This is a genomic window from Schumannella soli, from assembly GCF_006517435.1.
Lineage (GTDB): Bacteria > Actinomycetota > Actinomycetes > Actinomycetales > Microbacteriaceae > Schumannella > Schumannella soli.
Genome location: NZ_VHQG01000002.1, coordinates 433,731 through 454,071, shown reverse-complemented (window position 1 = coordinate 454,071; position 20,341 = coordinate 433,731). Strand labels below are relative to the sequence as shown.

18 protein-coding genes and 1 tRNA gene are annotated in these 20,341 nt (G+C 71.0%); 7 read left to right on the top strand and 12 right to left on the bottom strand.

Annotated elements, in window-relative coordinates:
- Window positions 1-63: 63 nt before the first annotated feature.
- Window positions 64-636, bottom strand: a complete 573-nt coding sequence (locus FJ657_RS07810) for a LemA family protein (RefSeq protein ID WP_141163126.1) — start codon at window positions 634-636, stop codon at window positions 64-66.
- Between the two features lie 73 nt (window positions 637-709).
- On the bottom strand, window positions 710-1,318 hold the full coding sequence (locus FJ657_RS07805; RefSeq protein ID WP_141163125.1) for a TetR/AcrR family transcriptional regulator: 609 nt from the start codon (window positions 1,316-1,318) through the stop codon (window positions 710-712).
- A gap of 118 nt (window positions 1,319-1,436) precedes the next feature.
- Here FJ657_RS07805 and FJ657_RS07800 point away from each other — a divergent pair, with 118 nt between their 5' ends.
- From FJ657_RS07800 to FJ657_RS07790, 3 genes are all read left to right on the top strand, one after another.
- Window positions 1,437-3,773 carry a hypothetical protein gene (locus tag FJ657_RS07800; RefSeq protein ID WP_141163124.1) on the top strand — a complete coding sequence of 779 codons (2,337 nt, stop codon included), beginning with the start codon at window positions 1,437-1,439 and terminating at the stop codon, window positions 3,771-3,773.
- 60 nt (window positions 3,774-3,833) lie between these two features.
- Window positions 3,834-3,907: transfer RNA gene (locus tag FJ657_RS07795), tRNA-Leu, on the top strand.
- Window positions 3,908-3,952: 45 nt separating this feature from the next.
- Window positions 3,953-4,435, top strand: coding sequence for a GNAT family N-acetyltransferase (locus FJ657_RS07790; protein ID WP_141163123.1), 483 nt, complete (start codon window positions 3,953-3,955; stop codon window positions 4,433-4,435).
- Between the two features lie 259 nt (window positions 4,436-4,694).
- On the opposite strand, the gene FJ657_RS07785 is transcribed toward FJ657_RS07790, so the two are convergent.
- Window positions 4,695-5,876: an RtcB family protein gene (locus FJ657_RS07785; protein ID WP_141163122.1), complete on the bottom strand. Its 1,182-nt coding sequence runs from the start codon at window positions 5,874-5,876 to the stop codon at window positions 4,695-4,697.
- A gap of 735 nt (window positions 5,877-6,611) precedes the next feature.
- Between FJ657_RS07785 and FJ657_RS07780 the strand changes: the two genes are divergently transcribed.
- Window positions 6,612-6,920 (top strand): hypothetical protein, encoded by a 309-nt coding sequence (locus FJ657_RS07780; RefSeq protein ID WP_141163121.1) that lies wholly within the window; start codon window positions 6,612-6,614, stop codon window positions 6,918-6,920.
- Window positions 6,921-6,977: 57 nt separating this feature from the next.
- On the opposite strand, the gene FJ657_RS07775 is transcribed toward FJ657_RS07780, so the two are convergent.
- The 3 genes from FJ657_RS07775 to FJ657_RS07765 all read right to left on the bottom strand — a co-directional run bounded on the left by FJ657_RS07775 (window position 6,978) and on the right by FJ657_RS07765 (window position 11,101).
- The gene (locus FJ657_RS07775; protein WP_141163120.1) at window positions 6,978-9,335 is read right to left on the bottom strand and encodes an ATP-binding cassette domain-containing protein; all 2,358 of its coding nucleotides are present in this window, start codon (window positions 9,333-9,335) and stop codon (window positions 6,978-6,980) included.
- Window positions 9,336-9,453: 118 nt separating this feature from the next.
- Complete coding sequence (locus tag FJ657_RS07770) at window positions 9,454-9,837, bottom strand: nuclear transport factor 2 family protein (protein ID WP_141163119.1); 384 nt, start codon at window positions 9,835-9,837, stop codon at window positions 9,454-9,456.
- Window positions 9,838-9,901: 64 nt separating this feature from the next.
- Window positions 9,902-11,101 carry a trans-sulfuration enzyme family protein gene (locus FJ657_RS07765; RefSeq protein WP_141163118.1) on the bottom strand — a complete coding sequence of 400 codons (1,200 nt, stop codon included), beginning with the start codon at window positions 11,099-11,101 and terminating at the stop codon, window positions 9,902-9,904.
- 137 nt (window positions 11,102-11,238) lie between these two features.
- Between FJ657_RS07765 and FJ657_RS07760 the strand changes: the two genes are divergently transcribed.
- The 3 genes from FJ657_RS07760 to FJ657_RS07750 are packed head-to-tail and all read left to right on the top strand — an operon-like array spanning window position 11,239 to window position 13,695.
- Window positions 11,239-12,081, top strand: a complete 843-nt coding sequence (locus FJ657_RS07760; RefSeq protein WP_141163117.1) for an ABC transporter substrate-binding protein — start codon at window positions 11,239-11,241, stop codon at window positions 12,079-12,081.
- A 4-nt stretch (window positions 12,082-12,085) separates the two neighbouring features.
- Window positions 12,086-12,955 carry an amino acid ABC transporter permease gene (locus tag FJ657_RS07755; RefSeq protein WP_141163116.1) on the top strand — a complete coding sequence of 290 codons (870 nt, stop codon included), beginning with the start codon at window positions 12,086-12,088 and terminating at the stop codon, window positions 12,953-12,955.
- Window positions 12,952-13,695 (top strand): amino acid ABC transporter ATP-binding protein, encoded by a 744-nt coding sequence (locus FJ657_RS07750; protein ID WP_141163115.1) that lies wholly within the window; start codon window positions 12,952-12,954, stop codon window positions 13,693-13,695. Before FJ657_RS07755 ends, FJ657_RS07750 begins: the two co-directional genes overlap by 4 nt.
- 113 nt (window positions 13,696-13,808) lie before the next feature.
- On the opposite strand, the gene FJ657_RS07745 is transcribed toward FJ657_RS07750, so the two are convergent.
- The 6 genes from FJ657_RS07745 to FJ657_RS07720 all read right to left on the bottom strand — a co-directional run bounded on the left by FJ657_RS07745 (window position 13,809) and on the right by FJ657_RS07720 (window position 20,282).
- Window positions 13,809-15,143, bottom strand: coding sequence for an NAD(P)/FAD-dependent oxidoreductase (locus FJ657_RS07745; RefSeq protein ID WP_141163929.1), 1,335 nt, complete (start codon window positions 15,141-15,143; stop codon window positions 13,809-13,811).
- Between the two features lie 37 nt (window positions 15,144-15,180).
- On the bottom strand, window positions 15,181-16,494 hold the full coding sequence (locus tag FJ657_RS07740; RefSeq protein WP_141163114.1) for a S8 family peptidase: 1,314 nt from the start codon (window positions 16,492-16,494) through the stop codon (window positions 15,181-15,183).
- Window positions 16,452-16,982, bottom strand: a complete 531-nt coding sequence (locus tag FJ657_RS07735) for a DUF501 domain-containing protein (RefSeq protein WP_141163113.1) — start codon at window positions 16,980-16,982, stop codon at window positions 16,452-16,454. Before FJ657_RS07735 ends, FJ657_RS07740 begins: the two co-directional genes overlap by 43 nt.
- Window positions 16,979-17,494, bottom strand: coding sequence for an FtsB family cell division protein (locus FJ657_RS07730; RefSeq protein WP_255447206.1), 516 nt, complete (start codon window positions 17,492-17,494; stop codon window positions 16,979-16,981). Before FJ657_RS07730 ends, FJ657_RS07735 begins: the two co-directional genes overlap by 4 nt.
- A gap of 117 nt (window positions 17,495-17,611) precedes the next feature.
- Window positions 17,612-18,892: a phosphopyruvate hydratase gene (gene eno / locus FJ657_RS07725; protein ID WP_141163112.1), complete on the bottom strand. Its 1,281-nt coding sequence runs from the start codon at window positions 18,890-18,892 to the stop codon at window positions 17,612-17,614.
- Window positions 18,893-18,959: 67 nt separating this feature from the next.
- Window positions 18,960-20,282, bottom strand: a complete 1,323-nt coding sequence (locus tag FJ657_RS07720; RefSeq protein ID WP_141163927.1) for a histidine--tRNA ligase — start codon at window positions 20,280-20,282, stop codon at window positions 18,960-18,962.
- Between the last annotated feature and the right edge of the window lie 59 nt (window positions 20,283-20,341).

The window sequence follows — 20,341 nt, the reverse complement described above, 5'->3', positions numbered from 1 at the left end:
GCCCGGATGCGCGAAGCGGACGCCGGCATCCCGACGTCCGCTTCGCGACTGCGCGGTCCGCGCTCAGAACTGGACGCGCGGCGGCTCGGCGATCGCGGCCGGCTCGTCGACCTCGAAGAAGTCGCGCTCGGTGAAGCCGAGACGGCGGGCGAACAGGGTGTTCGGGAAGATCTTGATCTTCGTGTTGAGCTCGCGCACGCCGCCGTTGTAGAAGCGGCGGGAGGCCTGGATCTTGTCTTCGGTGTCGACCAGCTCGGCCTGCAGCTGCAGGAAGTTCTGATTCGCCTGCAGCTGGGGATAGGCCTCGGCGACGGCGAAGATCGACTTCAGTGCCGACTGCATGTGGTTCTCGGCCGCGGATGCCTCGGCCGGCGTCGAGGCGCTGACCGTCTCGGCGCGCGCCTTCGTGACGTTCTCGAAGACGCCCTTCTCGTGCGCCGCGTAGCCCTTGACCGTCTCGATCAGGTTCGGGATGAGGTCGGCGCGGCGCTTGAGCTGCACCGTGATGTCGCTCCACGCCTCGTCGACGCGCACGTTGAGCGTGACGAGGGAGTTGTAGGTCGTCCAGAGGTAGATGCCGACGATGAGCGCCAGCACCACGACGATGACGACAGGGATGATCCAGCCAAGGTCCATGCGGGCATTCTACGAGGCCTGCTCGCGGTTGACCCCGCGGATTCTGTGCGGCGACCGTGCGGAGGCCGAACGGTCAGACGGTCTGGCGGGACCTCGCGTGCGCGGCGATCGTCTCGGCGGCGAGCTCGAGCGTGCGCTCGGCCGCGGCGTCGTCGCGGTCGACGAGCCAGGCGAGAGTGACGCCGTCGGTGAGCGCGAGGGCGAAGCGGGCGAGCTGGTCGGCCTCGACATCCCAGCGGATGTCGGCGCGACGCGCGACGATCGCGAGCAGCTCGCGCATCACCTCGAGGTAGCGCTCGTACTGGCGCTCGGGCAGGCCGTCGAGATCGGCGCGGCGCAGGCCCAGCAGGGTCACCTCGAGCAGGGTCTGCTCGGCGCCGGGTCGCTGCTGCACCAGGTGGAGGTAGGAGCGCAGGGCCTCGCGCACGATCGCGACGACGTCGTTCTCGGTCGTGATGAGAGCCCAGAGCGCCGCATCCCCCTCGGCCGCGACGAGGTGCTCGACGACGTCGCTCGCGAGCGGCCCGAAGCCGCCGAACTCGCGCTGCACCGCCGCACTCGAGACCCCGGCCTCGCGCGCGATCGCCCGCGTCGACGTCGCCGCGAGACCGTCACGCTCCATCACGCGCAGCGCGGCCTGCACCAGGCGCTCGCGTCGTGAGGGGGTTCCGAGTTCGGTCACGATGACTCCACGCAGTCGGGGATTTCTCCACTTTGCCCGGTCACGATCACCTGAGCAAGACCCGATTACGGCGCGGCTGGGTTGATTACGCGGCGCGCGCGGGTTGGGATGGTCTCGGATGAACAGGCTCGGCACGCCCGCAGATGCCTCGCGTCGCTTCGACGCGGGGCGGCGCAGCGACTCCCGACGACGACTCGTCGCCGGGATCGTCGCGGTCGGGGTGCTCCTGGTCGGGCTCGCGGTCACGGTGTCGCCATCGCTCGGAGCGCATGCCGAGATCGATGGCGCCAGCTCGGATTCGAGCAGCGGCACGCCGGCCTCCGGCGAAGGCCCGACCGCGGAGAGCGACGCCGCCGCGCCGGGAGCGCTCACCCCGCAGGCCGACTCCACGCCCAGCCCGTCCCCGTCGAGCTCGCCCGCGAAGGACTCGGCGTTCCGCGTGACCTCGCATCGCGACGACGATTTCGTCTCGGGCAATCGCCTGACGCTCAGCGGCCAGGGCACGGCCGGCTCCACCGTGCGGATCACCGGCCCCGGCACCTCGGGGGGCGCGACTGCGATCGACGGGTCCGGCGCCTGGTCGGCGTCGCTGGATCTGCCGAACGGGCGCATCCAGCTCAGCCTCGTCGAGTCACCCGGCGGCGGCGACGCCTCCGCCCCACCCGGCTCCGCATTCCCGTCGCCCTCCCCCGGCGACACGACCATCAGCCTCACGCTGCGCGCTCTCGGCGCCCCGGTCATCTCCGGCGGCAGCGTCGTCTACTCGACCGGCATCGTGACCGGAACCGGATACCCGCGGGCCGGCGTCAGCGTGACGGTCACTCCGGAGGGCCGCGGCGCTCCCGTCGCCGCGAACTGTCCGGCGGTCGCCGTCGACGGGTCCTGGAGCTGCCCGATCTCGAGCGGGCCGGGCCGCTACACGATCACAGCGCAGCAGTTCTCGCCCGACGACCGCACCGAGATCTCGCCGCCGAGCGCCACCCGCACCCTCGTGATCGACCAGGACGCCCCGGCCCCGCCCGTGATCGACTCGCCGAAGGACGGCGCGAGCGTGTCGGGGGCGACCGTGTTCACGGGCCGCGGAGAGGATGACGCCTCGGTCGACGTGTTCGCCGAAGGGAACCTGCTCTGCAGCGCGGCCGTCTCCGCGGGCGCCTGGAGCTGCACGGCGGACATCTCGGGCGGCGGCCGCCACGTCGTGCAGGCCGTGCAGAAGGATCGCGCCGGCAACTACTCGCCGCCGAGCGCGGTCATCAAGCTCGTGTTCGGCAGCGCATCCGCCTCGCCGTCACCGAGCGCTCCCCCGTCGACGCCCGCCGCCCCGGGCTCACCCTCGTCTCCGGGCTCGCCCACGCCGCCCGGCTCGGCCCCTCCGAGCTCCCCCGGTGGCCCCGGTGACGGCAGCGGAGGCGGCGGCGCGGGCGTGCAGGGCGATGGCGGACTCGGCGGCGGCTGGGCCGACCCCACGCGATTCGGGTCAGCTCTGCCGACCCTCGCCTCCACGTTCGCCAGCGCGAGCTGGCTGCCGGCGCTGCTGCTGGCGGCGGCGTTCGTGCTGCTCGTCGCGCTGCCGCTGCGTCTGCTCGTGACCACCGCGGGGCCGCGCCTGCGCGTCCGTCTCCCCCAGCTGTTCGGGCGCAACCACCGTGGTGCCGAGCGCACCGCGTTCGCCGCGCCGGCATCCGCCACCGGCTCGGACGGCGACGCGACTGATGCCGGAGATGCCGCCTCGCGCCGGAAGCGGTGGATGCTCGTGGCGGGCCTGGTCGTCGCCGTCTCGCTGATCACGGCGCTCGCGATCGGCGTGCAGGATCAGCAGCGCTACGCGCGCCTGCTGCTCTCGATCGCGATCGGCGTCACCGTCGTCAACGGCGTCGGGGTGGTCGTCGCGAGCGCGCTCGTCGCGAAGGCGGCCGGAGTGCGACGGGTGCTGCGACTCGTTCCGGTGTTCCTGGTCGTCGGCGTACTCGGCGCCGTCGTCTCGCGGCTGCTCGGCCTCGAGCCGCCGCTCGTCGTGGGCGTCGTGCTCGCCGTCGCGGCAGTCGGAGCCGTCGGAGACCGGGCGGGAGCCCTCATCCACCTCGCCCAGGTCGGCTCGCTCGCCGCTCTCGCCGTGGTCGCCTGGATCGTGCACGACCTGACCGGGGGCGCGACGGGGATGCTCGGCTCGGGCCTCGCCGAGGTGCTCACCGCGATCACCGTCTCGGGGCTCTGCTCGGCCGTGCTGCTGCTGGTGCCGGTCGGGTCGCTGCCGGGACGCGTGATCTTCGACTGGTCACCGGCCGCGTGGGTCGGTGCGGCGCTCGTCGCGGTCGTGCTGGCCGCGCTCGCGCTCGCCTCGGGCGCCGGCTTCCCGGTGATGGGCGTGCTGCTCGCGGCCTTCGCGGTCGCCGCCGCCTGTCTCGGCGGCTGGGCGTGGATCCGCTGGGTCGAGCCGGCGCTGCTCGCCCGCTGACGCCATCGACGGGTTCGGAGATCGCGTAGCGTCAGCTGCGAACCCTGCTGACCAGGGCCCGCCCCCGTAGCCCAATCGGCAGAGGCAGACGACTTAAAATCGTCTCAGTCTGGGTTCGAATCCCAGCGGGGGCACGATCAGGCCGACGTCGGTGCACGCGGCGGGGCTACCGTGACCGCATGACCGACGGGACCCCTCTCAGCCCCGGATCGCCGGTGACGCTCTCCGTCGCCGACGCGGGCGAGCTGCTGACACTGCAGCCGGCTGCGTATGCAACCGAGGCGCAGCGCTACGGCGACCCATTCCTGCCTGCGCTGACGCAGACGTTCGATGAGCTGGAAGATGAGCTCGGTCGCGCATCCGGACTGGGGATCCGTGCCAGCGGGAGGCTGATCGGAGCCGTCCGCTGGCACGTCGACGGCGGCGTCGCCGAGATCGGCCGGCTCGTGATCGCGCCCGACCAGCAGGGACGCGGACTCGGAACCCGACTGCTGCGCGCGGCTGAGGAGCGCAGCGGCGCGAGCACCCTCAAACTGTTCACCGGGCACCTCAGCGTCCCCAAAATCCGCCTCTACGAGCGCGAGGGCTACGTCCAGAGCCGGCGTGAACGTCTGAAAGACGGCGTCGAGCTCGTGTTGTTACGTAAGAGCGCGGTGCGCTAGGTCGAGCGCAGCCGACGCGCGAGGTGCCGACCGGAACGCGGGGAGCGGATCAGGCGCCAACCCGCGCCCCGGTCGGGCGGCGACGGGAACCATCCGTCGCGGAGCCAGTATGCGCGCGAATCCGCGGCAGAACAGGACTTGACTTTGCGGGGCTGGCAGAACACCGACAGGCGTCGCGCGGTGCAACGCGCTGTGCGACGCCGCCCGAGCAGAGCGGCGCGAGCCCGGAGCCTACTCCGAGCCCGCGCCGCGAGCGACGTCAGTCGCCCTTCACGTTGACGATCTGCCGCAGCGTGTGGACGATCCGCACCAGGTCGGCGGCATCCGCCATGACCTGATCGATGTCCTTGTACGCCGAGGGGATCTCGTCGAGGAAGGCGTCCGTGTCGCTGAACTCGATGCCCTGCATCGCCTCACGCAGCTGCTCGTGCGTGAAGGTCTTGCGGGCGGTGCTCCGCGAGAACGTGCGACCGGCGCCGTGCGGCGACGACTGCAGCGCCACCGGGTTGCCGAGACCCTCGACGACGTACGACGCCGTGCCCATCGAGCCGGGGATCAGCCCCTTCTCGCCGGCCCGCGCCGAGATCGCTCCCTTGCGGGAGAGCCAGACGTCCTTGCCGAAGTGGTTCTCGAGCTGCGTGAAGTTGTGGTGGCAGTTCACCCGCTCGAGCTCGACGACCGGCTCGCCCATCCACTCGCTGAGCTGACGCACGACCCGATCCATCATCTCCTCCCGGTTCAGAAGGGCGAAGTGCTGCGCCCAGCGCAGCTCCTCGATGTAGCGGTGGAAGGCGGACGTGCCCTCGACCAGGTACGCCAGGTCGGGATCCGGCAGCGTGATCCACCAGCGCTCCATCTCGGCTTTCGCGACGCCGATGTGGTGCTGGGCGATCTCGTTGCCGACGCCGCGGCTGCCCGAGTGCAGGAACAGCCACACGGCATCCGTCTCGTCGAGGCTGACCTCGATGAAGTGGTTGCCGCTGCCGAGCGTGCCCAGCTGCAGCCGCCAGTTGCCGGCGTAGGCGGCCGGGTCGAACCCGGCCTGCGCGGCCTCGGCCTCGAGCTCGGCCACGCGCGGCTCGGCCGTCGCCACGACCTTGCGGTTGTAGGCGCCGGCCGACGTCGGCACGGCCCGCTCGATCTGCTCGCGCAGCTCCTTGAGCGGGGTTCCTTCGGCGACACGGTCGATGTCAGCTTTCGTGAACGTCGTCTTCACGGCGATCATGCCGCAGCCGATGTCGACGCCCACCGCGGCCGGCATGACGGCGCGCAGGGTCGGGATGACCGACCCCACCGTGGCGCCGAGCCCGAGGTGGGCATCCGGCATCAGGGCCAGGTGCGGGTAGATGAACGGCATGGTCGCGGTGGTGCGAGCCTGGTCCTCGGTCTTCTGCTCGAGGATGCTCGCCCAGCTGAACAGCCGCTTCGTGATCTTTCTCATCGTCCTTTCGATTCTCTTCAGAGGGTGGTGCGGATGTGCGCTCGGGGCGGGCGCGTCCGCCGACTCTGCAGCGTCGGACGAAAGCAGTCGTGGCATGCACGACGGAAGGCCCCGAGCGTCGGACAGGCACGGGGCGTCGGGATCGACGTCGCGTGCCTACGCGAGGGGCTGGAGGTGGCGCTGCTCGCGCTTCACGTAGCTGTTGCTCGTGGGCATGCGGCGCTCCTCTCCAGGTATCGGGGTGCGAGCCGTCTCTCGGCTCAGCCTTGCGACCTTAGCGGCGAAGGCGAGCGGATGTCCACTCCCGCGGGTCGACCCGTTGTGGTCAGCGACGCGAATCCCGACGGCGCCCTGTTGATCGCCCAGTTCCACGACCCGGAGGGAAAACTCGTCGGCCTCGCCGGTCCCGGGGGTTAGAGTGAGCCGCGCTCAGGTGAGCGGCGGATCGGAGAAACCATGTCGCGTCGGGTCGTCATCGGGATCGCGGGCACACTCGCCGTCGCCACGCTGCTCATCGGCTGCGTCGGCGCCGACGCGGAACGCGACCGCGCTGCGTCACCGTCGCCTTCGATCTCGGCGAGTCCCCCAGAGATGCCGACGCTCTCGTCCGACCCGTCGGCGACGGGAGCCGGAGATGGCGCGCCGTCCGGCCAGGGGACGGTCCCGCCGGCTCCGAATGCCGACTCCACCGGCGCTTCCGGCGTCGTTCCCGGCGAGCGGATCGGATCGTATGCGGTGCGGATCCCGGTCGACGGCGGCTCGCGCGAGTACGCGACCGGCACGGTCTCGTACGCTCCGGACGGCACTCCGGCGGCGTACCGTGCCGCCAGCGGCGACCTCATCGACTACGTCGCCGAGCGCTTCGGATTCCCCGACTACGCGTACCTCAACATGATCAACCAGGTGCGTCGCGGCGGGTATCCCTGGCCGCTCTACGCCGGCGACACCCTCAATCTCTCCGCGTACCACGTCACCTCGGTAGGCGACGTCCAGGGCCAGGTGAAGAACGAGGCTCCGCCGTCGCCCCTGCCCGCGCAGCGCTGAGTCTGCCGGTTCCACCGCGACCCCGACGCTCCGGATGCGCGCGCGGAACTTCCGCGCTCACGCGCCCACGTAGCGGGCCAGGTGCTCACCGGTGAGGGTCGAGCGCTGCGCGACGAGGTCGGCGGGGGTGCCCTCGAAGACGATGCGGCCGCCGTCGTGGCCGGCACCCGGGCCGAGGTCGATGATCCAGTCCGCGTGGGCCATGACGGCCTGGTGGTGTTCGATCACGATGACGGTCTTGCCCGAGTCGACGAGGCGGTCGAGCAGGCCGAGCAGCTGCTCGACGTCGGCCAGGTGCAGACCCGTGGTCGGCTCGTCGAGCACGTAGACGCTGCCCTTCTCGCCCATGTGCACCGCGAGCTTGAGGCGCTGGCGCTCGCCGCCCGAGAGAGTCGTGAGCGGCTGGCCGAGCGTGAGGTAGCCGAGGCCCACGTCGGCGAGCCGGTCGAGGATCGCGTGCGCGGCCGGAATGCGCGACTCCCCCTCGGCGAAGAAGTCGAGCGCCTCGGCCACCGGCATCGCCAGCACCTCGCTGATGTCGCGCCCGCCGAGCTTGTACTCGAGCACCGCCTGCGAGAAGCGCTTGCCGCCGCACTCCTCGCAGACGGTCGACACGGTCGCCATGACTCCGAGGTCGGTGAAGATCAGTCCGGCGCCGTTGCAGACCGGGCAGGCGCCCTCGGAGTTCGCGCTGAACAGCGCTGGCTTGACCCCGTTCACCTTCGCGAAGGCCTTGCGGATCGGCTCGAGCATGCCCGTGTACGTCGCCGGGTTGCTGCGGCGTGACCCGCGGATGCCGGTCTGATCGATCGTGACGACGCCCTCGCGCGGCGAGACGGAGCCGTGGATGAGGGAGCTCTTGCCCGAGCCGGCCACACCGGTCACGACCGTGAGCACGCCGAGGGGCACGTCGACATCCACGCCCCGGAGGTTGTGCGAGGTCGCATCGCGCACCTCGAGCGCCCCCGTCGACGGCCGCAGCGACGGCTTGAGCGCGGCGCGGTCGTCGAGGTGACGCCCGGTCAGGGTGTCGCTCTCGCGCAGCTCGTCGACGGTGCCCTCGAAGACGATCTCGCCGCCGGCCGTGCCCGCGCGCGGGCCGAGGTCGACGACGTGGTCGGCGATCGCGATCGCCTCGGGCTTGTGCTCGACGACGAGCACCGTGTTGCCCTTGTCGCGCAGCTGCAGCAGCAGCCGGTTCATGCTCTGGATGTCGTGCGGGTGCAGGCCGATCGTCGGTTCGTCGAAGACGTAGGTCACGTCGGTGAGCGACGACCCGAGGTGGCGGATCATCTTGGTTCGCTGCGCCTCGCCGCCCGAGAGCGTGCCGGCCGGGCGCTCGAGCGAGAGGTAGCCGAGGCCGATCTCGACGAAGGAGTCGAGGATCTGCCGCAGCCCGGCGAGCAGCGGCGCGACCGAGGGCTCGTCCAGCTCGCGCACCCAGACGGCGAGGTCGCTGATCTGCAGACGGCACGCATCCGCGATGCTGATGCCGGCGATCTTCGACGACCGGGCCGCCTCGCTGAGTCGGGTGCCGTCGCACTCGGGGCAGACCGCGAAGGTCGCGACGCGCTCGACGAAGGCGCGGATGTGGGGCTGCATCGCCTCCACGTCTTTCGACAGGAACGACTTCTGCACCTTGGGCACGAGCCCGTCGTAGGTCATGTTGACGCTCTCGAGCTTCACCTTGCGGGTCGCGCCGTACAGGAACTCCTGGCGCTGCTTCGCCGTGAAATCCTTCACCGGCACGTCCATCGGCACGACGGCGCCGAAGATCTTCACGTACCAGCCGTCGCCCGTATAGCCCGGCACGAGGATGGCGCCCTCCTTGAGCGACTTCGACTCATCCACCAGCTGGGTCAGGTCGATATCGCTGACGTTCCCCATGCCCTCGCAGCGCGGGCACTGGCCGCCGGTGATGCTGAACTCGCGCCGCTCCTTCACCGTCTGACCGTTCTTCTCGAGCTTCACGGCCCCGGCGCCGGAGATCGAGGCGACGTTGAACGAGAACGCCTGCGACGATCCGATCTGCGGCTCGCCCAGTCGGCTGAAGAGGATGCGCAGCATCGCGTTCGCGTCGGTCGCGGTGCCGACGGTCGACCGCACATTGGCGCCCATGCGCTCCTGGTCGACGATGATCGCCGTCGTGAGCCCCTCGAGCAGGTCGACGTCGGGGCGATCGAGCTGCGGCATGAAGCCCTGCACGAAGGCGCTGTAGGTCTCGTTGATCATGCGCTGCGACTCGGCGGCGATCGTGCCGAAGACGAGCGAGCTCTTGCCCGAGCCGGAGACGCCCGTGAAGACGGTCAGCCGCCGCTTCGGGAGGTTGACGCTGACGTCTTTGAGATTGTTCTCGCGGGCGCCCTGCACCCGGATCAGGTCGTGGCTGTCGGCGGCGTGGCTGGCGTCGGCCATGGCGGTCTCCTCGATCGGCGGGGCGGCGTTCCCGATGCTGTCGATGCTAGAGGCGACCGCCGACGAAGGCTTCTCGGATCCTGCCCGCATCGGAGCGGCCGGGCTCGGCCGATCGAGCTCAGACGGTCGGCTCGGTCTCCTCCGACGCGTGCGCCTGATCCATCCACCACTCGGTGAAGGATGCGGCACGCCCGTCGTCGGCGAAGCGGATCACCCAGAGATTGCTGTAGGTGATCGCGAGCTCGCCGTAGCGCGTCTCCCCCTGCACGAACGCCGTCGCGGTGCCGGCATCGACGCCGGCGACGTGCCAGGAGAAGGTCCAGCCGCCCGGATCGTCGGCCCGCTCGATCCAGCGCCGCACGATCTCGTCGCGACCATGCCACGGCGGAGTCCACGGCTCGGTGCGGTACTCGGCGTCGTCGGTGAACAGCGCGCCGATGTCGTCGCCGTCGTTGCTGCGCCAGGCCGTCTCGTAGCCGCGCATCCACGTCTCGATGTCCATGCCCGGCACGCTACGCCGCACCGCGGACACCATCGGGGAGACTGCGACGACGACCCCGGCCTGCTCAGCTCACGGCATCGAGTGCGGCCGCGAGGTCGGCGATGAGATCGTCGGGGTCCTCGAGCCCGATCGAGAAGCGCAGATGTCCGAGCCGACGGAACGGCTCGGGATAGGCCGCCACGCGGGCACCCTCGGTTCCGACGTGCACGATCAGCGACTCGTCGTGGCCGAGCGACACGGCCGAGGTCACGAGCCGCAGCGCAGCGACGAAGCGGTTCTGCAGCTCGGGCGGGCCGTCGAGCGCGAAGGCGATCATCGCGCCGAAGCCGCGGTCACCGAACTGCCGCACCGCGACCTCGTGCTGCGGATGCGACGCCAGGCCCGGGTAGGCGACGTAGGCGACGCGCGCGTCGGCGTCGAGGAACTCGGCCACCCGGTGCGCCGACTCGAGGTGCCGCGGCAGGCGCAGCGGCAGCGTGACGGATCCCCGCGTGATCAGCCAGGCGTTGAACGGCGAGATCACGCCGCCGACGTCGACCATCGCCTCCTGCTTGATGCGGTGGATGAGCTCGCGCGAGCCGACGACGGCGCCGCCCATCGCATCCCCGTGGCCGTTGATGTACTTGGTCAGCGAGTGCACGACGAGGTCGGCGCCGAGCTCCACCGGCCGCAGCAGCGGCGGCGGCGTGAAGGTGGAGTCGACCGAGAGCAGCGCGCCGACCTCGTGCGCGATCTCGGCCACCGCGGCGATGTCGGTCACGCGGGTCGTCGGGTTCGCGATCGCCTCGACATGCACCAGGCGCGTCTCCGGGCGCACGGCCGCACGCACCGCATCCAGGTCGCTCGTGTCGACGAAGGTCGCCTCGATGCCGTACTTCACCGGCAGCAGCTCGGTGAACAGCTTGAACGTCGCCTCGTAGGTCACGTCGGCGATCACGACATGGTCGCCCGATTTCAGGAACGTGAAGAACACCGCGTGCAGGGCCGCGACGCCCGAGGCGAGAGCGACCGCGTCCTCGGCGCGCTCGAGTGCCGCGAGGCGCTGCTGCAGCCCGAGCTGGTTGACGCCCGAGTTGCGGGTGTACAGCGGCACGTTGGTACCGGACCAGCTCAGCTGCGAGGGGTCGTCGGGCAGGCCGTAGGAGTTCGCCATCGCGATGGGCGTGCGGATGGGATGCCCGGCTCCGTCGACGAGGTTGCCGGCGTGCACCGCCTGGCTCAGCAGCGACAGCGTGGCGGGGTCGTGACGATCGGGCCGGGTCATGCGCCTCACGCTACGACCGCAGCGGATGCCGCCGACGGCGGTCGAGCGCGAGCATGTCATCCGACGCAACATCGGGCGCCGGGGCGCCCGCGAGTCGCGAGAATGAGCGCACCCGAGCCCGCCCGATGGAGACGACCATGCCCGCACGCCGCATCCCCGCCCTGCTCATCGCCGCTGGCACCGCCGCCCTGCTGACCGTTCTCGCGGGCTGCTCGGCCGGATCCGGCTCGGCGTCGCCGAACGCCGACGGCTATGTCGCCGACGGCAAGTTCACCGTCGCGACCGGCGAACCCGCCTACTTCCCCTACGTCATCGACGACAAGCCGCAGACCGGCAAGGGTTTCGAGGCCGCGGTCGCCTACGCCGTCGCCGACGAGCTCGGCTTCGCGAAGAAGGATGTCGTGTGGACGCGCTCCACCTTCGACCAGGGCATCGCGCCCGGGGCGAAGGACTGGGACGTGAACCTCCAGCAGTACACGATCACCGATGAGCGCGCGGAGAACGTGGACTTCAGCGCGAGCTACTACTCGACGCCGCAGGCCGTCATCACGATCAAGGGCAGCAAGGCGGCTGGAGTGAAGGACCTCGCCGGGTTCGCCGCCCTCCTGGTCGGAGCCGCGACCGGCACGACGAGTCAACAGGCCGCCGAGCAGACGCTGAAGCCGAGCGGCGGGGTTCAGGCCTTCAACTCCAACGACGACGCCGTTCTGGCTCTGAAGAGCGGGCAGATCGATGCGCTCGTGGTCGATCTGCCGACCGCCTTCTACCTCACCGGAGCCGAACTCGACGACGGCGTGCTGATCGGTCAGCTTCCCGCCGCCGACGGCGTGAGCGACGACTGGGGCATCGTGCTGCCGAAGGGCAGCCCGCTCACGAAGAAGGTCGACGCTGCCGTGAAGAAGCTCGAGGCCGACGGCACGCTGAAGAAGATCGCCGACGAATGGCTCGGCGCCGACGCGGGCGCGCCCGTGCTGAAATGAGCCGGTGACCTCACCCTCGCCGCTCGCCACGCGGCCTCCGAGCGCGCTCGAGCTGGAGCGCCGCGCGTTCCGACGCCGTCAGAGCACTCGCAGCATCCTCATCGCCGCCGCGAGCACGATCGTGTTTGCGGCGGCGATCTGGCTGCTCGTCATCAACACTCCGGGCTGGGATGCGGTGCGCCGCAGCTTCCTCTCACCCGACACCTTCGTCGCTGCACTCCCCCGGGTCTGGGACGGCTTCCTGCTGAACCTGCGGGTGCTGGTGGTCGCGGCGATCGCGGTCGCGATCGTCGGAACCCTCGTGGCCGTCGTGCGCACCCTGCGCGGGCCGGTGTTCTTCCCGCTGCGCGCGCTCGCCGCCGGATACACCGACCTGTTCCGCGGGCTGCCGCTCATCATCGTGCTCTACGTGGTCGGCTTCGGGCTGCCGGGTCTGCGCATCACCGAGGTGAGGGTCCCCGCCGAGGTGTGGGGCACGATCGCGCTCGTGCTCACCTACTCGGCCTACGTCGGCGAGGTGATCCGCGGCGGAATCGAGGCGGTGCATCCCTCGCAGATGCTCGCGGCCCGCTCGCTCGGGCTGTCGCGGGGTCAGGCGCTGCGCCGCGTGGTGATGCCGCAGGCCGTGCGCAAGATGACGCCGGCACTCATGAACGACCTCGTGTCGATGCAGAAGGACGTGGGCCTGATCTCGGTGCTCGGCGCCGTCGACGCCGTGCGGGCGGCCCAGATCGAGACGGCGCGGGCTTTCGACTTCACGCCCTACGTCGTCGCCGGGCTGCTGTTCGTGCTGCTCGCGATCCCGACGATCCGGCTCACCGACTGGTACGCCGCACGTCTGCGCCGACGGGAGCAGAGCGGGGCGGCGCTGTGAACGACGCGCGCGCGACGGCGGTGCTCACGGTGGAGGGCGTGCGCAAGGCTTTCGGCGACACGGTCGTGCTCGACGGGATCGACTTCGAGGTCGCTCCGGGCGAGGTGGTCGCGCTGATCGGCCCGAGCGGCTCGGGCAAGTCGACGCTGCTGCGCTGCCTGAACCTGCTCGAGCAGGTCGACGACGGCCGGGTGCTGCTCGCTGGTGACGACATCACCGACCCGCGCGTCGACGTGGACGCGGTGCGCGCCCGCTTCGGCGTCGTCTTCCAGCAGTACAACCTGTTCCCGCACCTCAGCGTGCTCGACAACGTCACGCTCGCGCTGCGTACGGTGCACCGCGTCTCGCGGGTCGAGGCCGAACGACGCGGACTCGAGCTGCTCGGCCGGATCGGGCTCGCCGACCACGCACGGCGGCATCCCGACGGACTCTCCGGCGGTCAGCAGCAGCGGGCCGCGATCGTGCGCGCTCTTGCGATCGAGCCGCAGGTGCTTCTGCTCGACGAGATCACCAGCGCCCTCGACCCGGAGCTCGTCGGCGAGGTGCTCGATCTGGTGCGCGAACTGGCCCACACGACCACGATCGTCATGGCGACCCACGAGCTCGCCTTCGCGCGTGATGTCGCCACGACGCTGCTGTTCCTCGACGGCGGGGTGATCGTCGAGCGCGGCGGGCCGGAGATGCTCGACGCACCGCGCGAGGAGCGCACCCGCGCCTTCCTCAGCCGCTTCCGCGGCTGAAGCCGACCGACGCCGCGCCGACCGACGCTCGCGAAGTCACCCGGAGACGCCGAACGGCGCCCCTCCCGCGGGAGAGACGCCGTCCGATCGGTCCGCCGTGGCGGAGCCGCAGATCAGGCCTTGGGGGCCGGGCGCGACGCGAAGGTCTCGAAGGCGACGCGCGGCTCGTCACGCGCCGGGATGGCGGTGAGGTCGCGGCCGAACAGGAACTGCACGATCCAGTTGCCGAAGACGCGGAACTTGCGCTCCCACATCGGCATCGCGAGGCCGTGGTAGCCGCGGTGCATGATCCAGGCTGGGAAGCCGGTGATGCCGAGCTTGCCCTTCTGGAAGGCGCCGATGCCGAGGCCGAGACCGGCGACGGCGCCCGCGGGCTTGTGGAAGTAGTTCTTCGGAGCCTCGTCGCGCAGGACGGCGACGAGGTTCTTCGCGAGGCGCTTGCCCTGACGCACGGCGTGCTGGGCGTTCGGCACGCACGACTTGTCGGGCAGCGGGCTGCCGCCGGAGATGTCGGGAACGGCCGCCGCGTCGCCGGCGCCCCACAGTCCCTCGACCACGTTGCCGTCGGCGTCGACACCGCGCAGGTCGGCCTGCACGGTCATGCGGCCGCGCGGCTCGAGCGGCAGGTCGGTGCCCTTGAGCGCCGGGTTGGCCATGACGCCCGCGGTCCAGATGATGAGGTCCGACTCGAACGACTCGCCGGTCGAGAGCTCGATCTTTCCGTCGACGGCGCTCTGCAGCTGCGTGTCGAGGTGGATCTCGGCGCCGCGCTCGGCGAGGTTCTTGATGACCCACTGGCTGGTCGGCAGCGAGACCTCGGGCATGATGCGGCCCATCGCCTCGATGAGGTGGAACTTGGTGTCCTCGAAGCTCAGCGTCGAGTACTGGCCGACGAGGGCGCTGACGAAGCTGCGCAGCTCGGCGAAGATCTCGATGCCGGCGAAGCCGCCGCCGACGACGACGACGGTCAGCAGACGGTCGCGCTCGGGGCCGGCGGGCAGGTTGGAGGCCTTGTCGACGTTCGCGATGATGCGGTCGCGGATCGAGGTGGCCTCTTCGATCGTCTTGAGGCCGATGGCCTCATCGGCGACGCCCGGGATCGGGAAGGTGCGCGACACGGCGCCGGCGGTGACGACGATCTGGTCGTACTCCTCCTGCCACGACTCGCCGTCTTCCGGCGTGATGGTCGCGGTGCGGCTGGCGTGGTCGATGCCGGTCACCTTGGCGGTGATGACGCGCGTGTTCTTGAGGTGCTTGCGCAGCGGCACGATCGCGTGGCGCGGCTCGACGGACCCGGCGGCGACCTCCGGCAGGAAGGGCTGGTAGGTCATGTACGGCAGGGGGTCGACGACCGTGACGGTCGCCTCACCGCGTCGCAGGTGCTTCTGCAGCTTGAAGGCGGTGTAGAACCCGGCGTAACCGCCGCCGACGATGAGGATCTTGGGCACGAGGGTGGTCTCCTTATGGACAGTGCGCACCTTAAGGCTATCGCGTTCGGCGACTGCTCCTGACCGCGCGCAGGCCGCCCGCGATGAGCGCGAACCAGACGGCGATCAGCCCGGCCAGAACGGCGGCGGGCAGACCCCATCCGCTGAGCTTCCGCGGGTCGGGCAGCAGGGTGCCGACGGGGCTCCAGGGCACGGTGGGAACCGGGACAGCGGCCGGCGGGTTGCGGTCGGCGCGGGTCGCGGGGGCGACGGCGCCGCCGTCGGCGCGGCGGTAGACGCGCACCCAGTCGGCGAGGTCGCCCATGGGGTTCTTGGTCACGGCGGGCACCTTGTCGCTGACCGCCGCCGAGGCATCCACGAGCCCGTAGCCGTAGAGGAAGTCGACGCCGGGCGTGCCTGCGTCGTGCGCGGTCTTCACGACGCGCTCGATCACATTGGCGGCGTCGAGGTCGGGATGCGCGGCCTTCACGAGCGCGACGATGCCGGCGACGATCGGCGAGGCGCCGCTCGTGCCGCTCCAGATCGCGCGGCCACCGCCGGGGGTCGCCCCGACGAGCTCCTCGCTGGGGGCGCTCACGCCGATCGTGATGCCCTGGGTCGAGGCGTCGAAGCTCGACTTGCCGCTGCGGTCCACTCCCCCGACGACGAGCACGCCCGGCATGGTCGCGGGGGCGCCGACGGAGTTGATGCCCGAGCCGCGGTTGCCCGCCGCCGCCACGATCACCACGTCGTGCTCCATCGCGTAGAGGAACGCCTTGTCCCAGCTCTCCGGCCAGTCGGGCGTGTTGCGGCTGAACGACATGTTGATCACGGTCGCGCCGTTGTCGACCGCCCAGGTCACCGCATCCGCGATCTGCTGGTCGGAGTTGCGGGCCTGCGAGCCGAAGCCGATCTCGACGGCGAGGATCGACGCCTCGGGCGCGGCGCCGATGATGCCGCTGTCGGGTCCGGTGCCTCGGCCGGCGGCGAGCGAGGCGACCATCGTGCCGTGCTCGTTGTCGTCGCCGGCGGCGGGCTGCCCGGTCGGGCCGCCGAAGCCGGAGAAGTCCTTGCCGCCGACGACGGCGCCGACGAGGTCGGGATGCGTGGGGTCGACGCCCGAGTCGATGACCGCGATCGTCTGGCCCTTGCCCTTGGTCGTGTTCCAGGCCTGGGCGATGCCGTAGTCGTTCAGCCAGTACTCGCGGCTGCGGATGTCGTCGGCCTGCGCGGCCACCGCGGGCACGAGTGCCGCACCGAGCCCGAGGGCGAGCACGACGACGCCGGACGCGGCGCGGCGCAGGCGTCGACGCGGCGACCCGGCGGCGCTCAGACGCCGGAACCGGTGACGGTGCTCGTGTCGGGAACGCATCGGCAGACCTCCGGGCTCCAGTCTGCCCTCTCGAGCGCACGGTCGCCGATCTTGTTCACACCCGGGCCCGCGGCGAGCGCGTGGGCGACGAGAGCGTGCAGGCATTTCACCCGCGTGGGCATGCCGCCGGCCGAGATGCCGTCGATCTCGTCGACGTGGGCGACGCTCTCGCGGTCGGCGAGGTAGGCCTCGTGCGCGGCGAGGTAGGCGGCGGACTCGTCGGCGTCATCCAGCAGCGCGGCCAGCTCGACCATCACGCCGGTCGCCTCGAGGGTCGAGACCGAGGAGTTCGCGGCCGGGTGACACAGGTAGTAGAAGGTCGGGAAGGGGGTGCCGTCGTCGAGGCGGGGCGCCGTCGCGACGACGGTCGGGTTGCCGCACACGCAGCGGGCGGCGATGCCGACCACGCCGCGGGCGGGGCGGCCGAGCTGGCGGGTGACCGCGGCGATGTCGGCGTCGGTCGGGGCGGGGTAGGGCGGAGTGGTCACTGCTGGTTCTTCGTCGGGTCGTCGATCGCGGGGCTGCCGAGCTTGCTCGCCGGGGCCTGCGTGGTGCCGGCCGTGTAGAGCGAGCTGAGCAGGCTCGACACCCAGTCGATCTGGGTGGTCTGGATCTCGTCGCTGATCGGCTGCGAGTCGGTCGTGGTCGGGGTGTCGGTCGTGCCGGTGACGAGGTAGGTCACGTCGCCCGGGATCACGTAGTAGAGCCGGCCGCGGGCCTGCGCCTCGATGTAGGCCGGGTCGCTCCAGCGATCCACCTCGCCGTTCAGGTCGTCGACCTGACTCTGCGCGTCGTCGACCTGCTTCTGCAGGGCGGCGATCTGGGTGCGCTGCTCGACGAAGGTCTTGAGCCCCGGCGCGAGCACGACGAGCGCCGCGACGATGAGCAGCAGCACCGAGAGGGCGAAGCCGGAGAGCCGGAAGCTGCGCAGCCAGGCCGCCGCGCGGGTCTCGCCCTCCATGGCGACGGGCACGCGGATGATGCGCGGTCGTCGAGTCACGACGTCGATCGTAGGCGCAGAGACGACGAGAGCACGGACCCCGACCCGCAGGGGCCGAGATCCGTGCTCTCGATCAGCGTGACGACGGGCGCTCGCGCGCCGCCGGTCGTGCCGTGCTTACGCCGTGAAGCGCGGGAAGGCGCTGCGGCCGGCGTAGACCGCGGCCTCGCCCAGCTCCTCCTCGATGCGCAGCAGCTGGTTGTACTTCGCGACACGCTCGCTGCGGGCCGGGGCGCCGGTCTTGATCTGGCCGGCGTCGGTGGCGACGGCGAGGTCGGCGATCGTGGTGTCCTCGGTCTCGCCCGAGCGGTGCGACAGCACGGCGGTGTAGCCGTGGCGCTGGGCCAGCGACACCGCATCCAGGGTCTCGGTCAGGGTGCCGATCTGGTTGACCTTGACGAGGATGCTGTTCGCGACCTTCTTGTCGAGGCCGGTCTGCAGGCGGCTCGGGTTGGTGACGAACAGGTCGTCGCCGACGAGCTGCACCTTCGAGCCGAGCTGCTCGGTGAGGGTGACGTAGTTGTCCCAGTCGTCCTCGGCGAGCGCGTCCTCGATCGTGATCAGCGGGTAGTCGTTGACGAGGCCCTCGTAGACGGCGATCATCTCGGCCGCGCTGAGCTGCTTGCCCTCGTAGTTGTAGACGCCGTTCTCGAAGAACTCGGTCGAGGCGACATCCATGCCGAGCGCGATGTCGTGGCCGACCCTGTAGCCGGCCTTCTCGATCGACGCGACGATGAAGTCGAGCGCCTCGCGCGAGGTCGACAGGTCGGGGGCGAAGCCGCCCTCGTCGCCGAGGCCGGTCGCGAGGCCCTTGGCTTTCAGCTCACCCTTGAGGGCGTGGTAGACCTCGGCGCCCCAGCGCAGGGCCTCCTTGAAGGTCGGCGCGCCGATCGGCAGGATCATGAACTCCTGCGCGTCGATGCCGTTGTCGGCGTGGGCGCCGCCGTTGATGATGTTCATCATCGGCACGGGCAGGGTGTGGGCGTTCGGTCCGCCGAGGTAGCGGAACAGCGGCAGGTCGGCCGACTCGGCCGCGGCCTTCGCGACGGCGAGCGAGACGCCGAGGATGGCGTTCGCGCCGAGCTTCGACTTGTTGTCGGTGCCGTCGGCGGCGATCAGCTCGGCGTCGACGAGGCGCTGGTCGTCGGCCTCGAAGCCCTCGATGGCCGGTCCGAGCTCGTCGATGACCGCATCCACGGCCTTCTCGACGCCCTTGCCGAGGTAGCGGCTCTTGTCGCCGTCACGCAGCTCGTAGGCCTCGAAGGCGCCGGTGGAGGCACCGGAGGGGACGGCGGCGCGCGAGACGGTGCCGTCTTCGAGCAGCACCTCGACCTCGACGGTCGGGTTGCCGCGGGAGTCGAGGATCTCGCGGGCGTTGACAGCCTCGATTGCAGACACGATGAACACTCCTGGGGGTTCAGTGGGTGGAACTGGGTGGTGGTGCTGTCAGCCTATGGCTTGCACCTCAGTCGAGCGGACGGAGACCGAGGTTGTCGGGGCCGGTCGCGGCATCCACGAAGGCGAAGCGGGTGAAGCCGTCGGCCTTGAGAGCGTCGAGCAGGTTCGCGACGTTCTTGGTGCGGCGCACGAGGCGCACGCGCGCGTGGGTCTCGATCACGGCGGCCTTGAGCGCGACGAGGGCGGCGGGGTCGAGGTCGGCGTCGTGCACGAGCGCGACTCCCCCGTCGGCGTCGTCGGCGGCCGGCTCGACCAGGTCGACGAGACGCTCGAAGCCGAGCGAGAAGCCCGCGGCCGGCACATCGCTGCCGAGGAAGCGGCCGATCATGCCGTCGTAGCGGCCGCCGCCGCCGAGCGAGTAGCTCACCGAGGGGTGCGCGACCTCGAAGATCGGGCCCGTGTAGTACCCCATGCCGCGAACAAGGAACGGGTCGAAGGTCAGCGGGATGTCGGGCTGGGCGGGGATGTCGCGCTCGGCGTCGGGGTCGCTCTCGCCGGCCTGCGCACGACGGGCTGCCGCGGCGGCCTCGCGCGCGGCGGCGACGGCCGCGCCGATGCCGGCGAGCTCGGCCACGACCGTGTCGTCGGCGCCCGCGGGCAGGAACTTGCGGATGGCCTTCTCGCCGAAGGGCAGGAACTCCATCGTGCGCGGCGTGCGGAAGTACCCCTGCAGCGCCTCGACCGCGCTGGGCGTGACGCCCTTGCTCGTGAGCTCGGCGATCACGCCGTCCTGCCCGACCTTGTCGAGCTTGTCGATCGTGATGAGCACCGAGTCGTGCTCCTCGGGCGTGAAGCCGAAACCGGTCAGCATGCCGATGAGCAGGCGGCGGTCGTTGATGCGGATGCTCGCGCCCTCGAGCCCGAGCGCGTCGAGCGTCGACAGGGTCGCCGTGATCAGCTCGGCCTCCGCCAGCGTCGACGCCTCGCCGAGGATGTCGATGTCGCACTGCACGAACTGGCGGTAGCGGCCCTTCTGCGGGCGCTCGGCGCGCCAGACCGGGGCGATCTGGATCGCGCGGAACACGGCCGGCAGCTCGGCGCGGTGGCTCGCGTAGAAGCGGGCGAGCGGCACGGTCAGGTCGAAGCGCAGGCCGAGGTCGGCCAGCTCGAGCGGCGACGTCGCCGCCTGCAGCTCCTCGGTCGTGACGCCGCGGCGCAGCACGGCGAAGCTCAGCTTCTCGTTGTCGCCGCCGAGCCCCGAGTTGAGCCGCGCCCAGTCCTCGACGACCGGCGTCTCGATCTCGTCGAAGCCGTGCGAGCGGTAGCTGCCGCGGATGACGCCGAGCACGCGCTCACGGCGCGCCTTGTCGGCGGGGAGGAAGTCGCGCATCCCGCGCGGCGGATTCACCTGACTGGCCACGGGCATCCATTATCCCGGGTCGGCCGCCG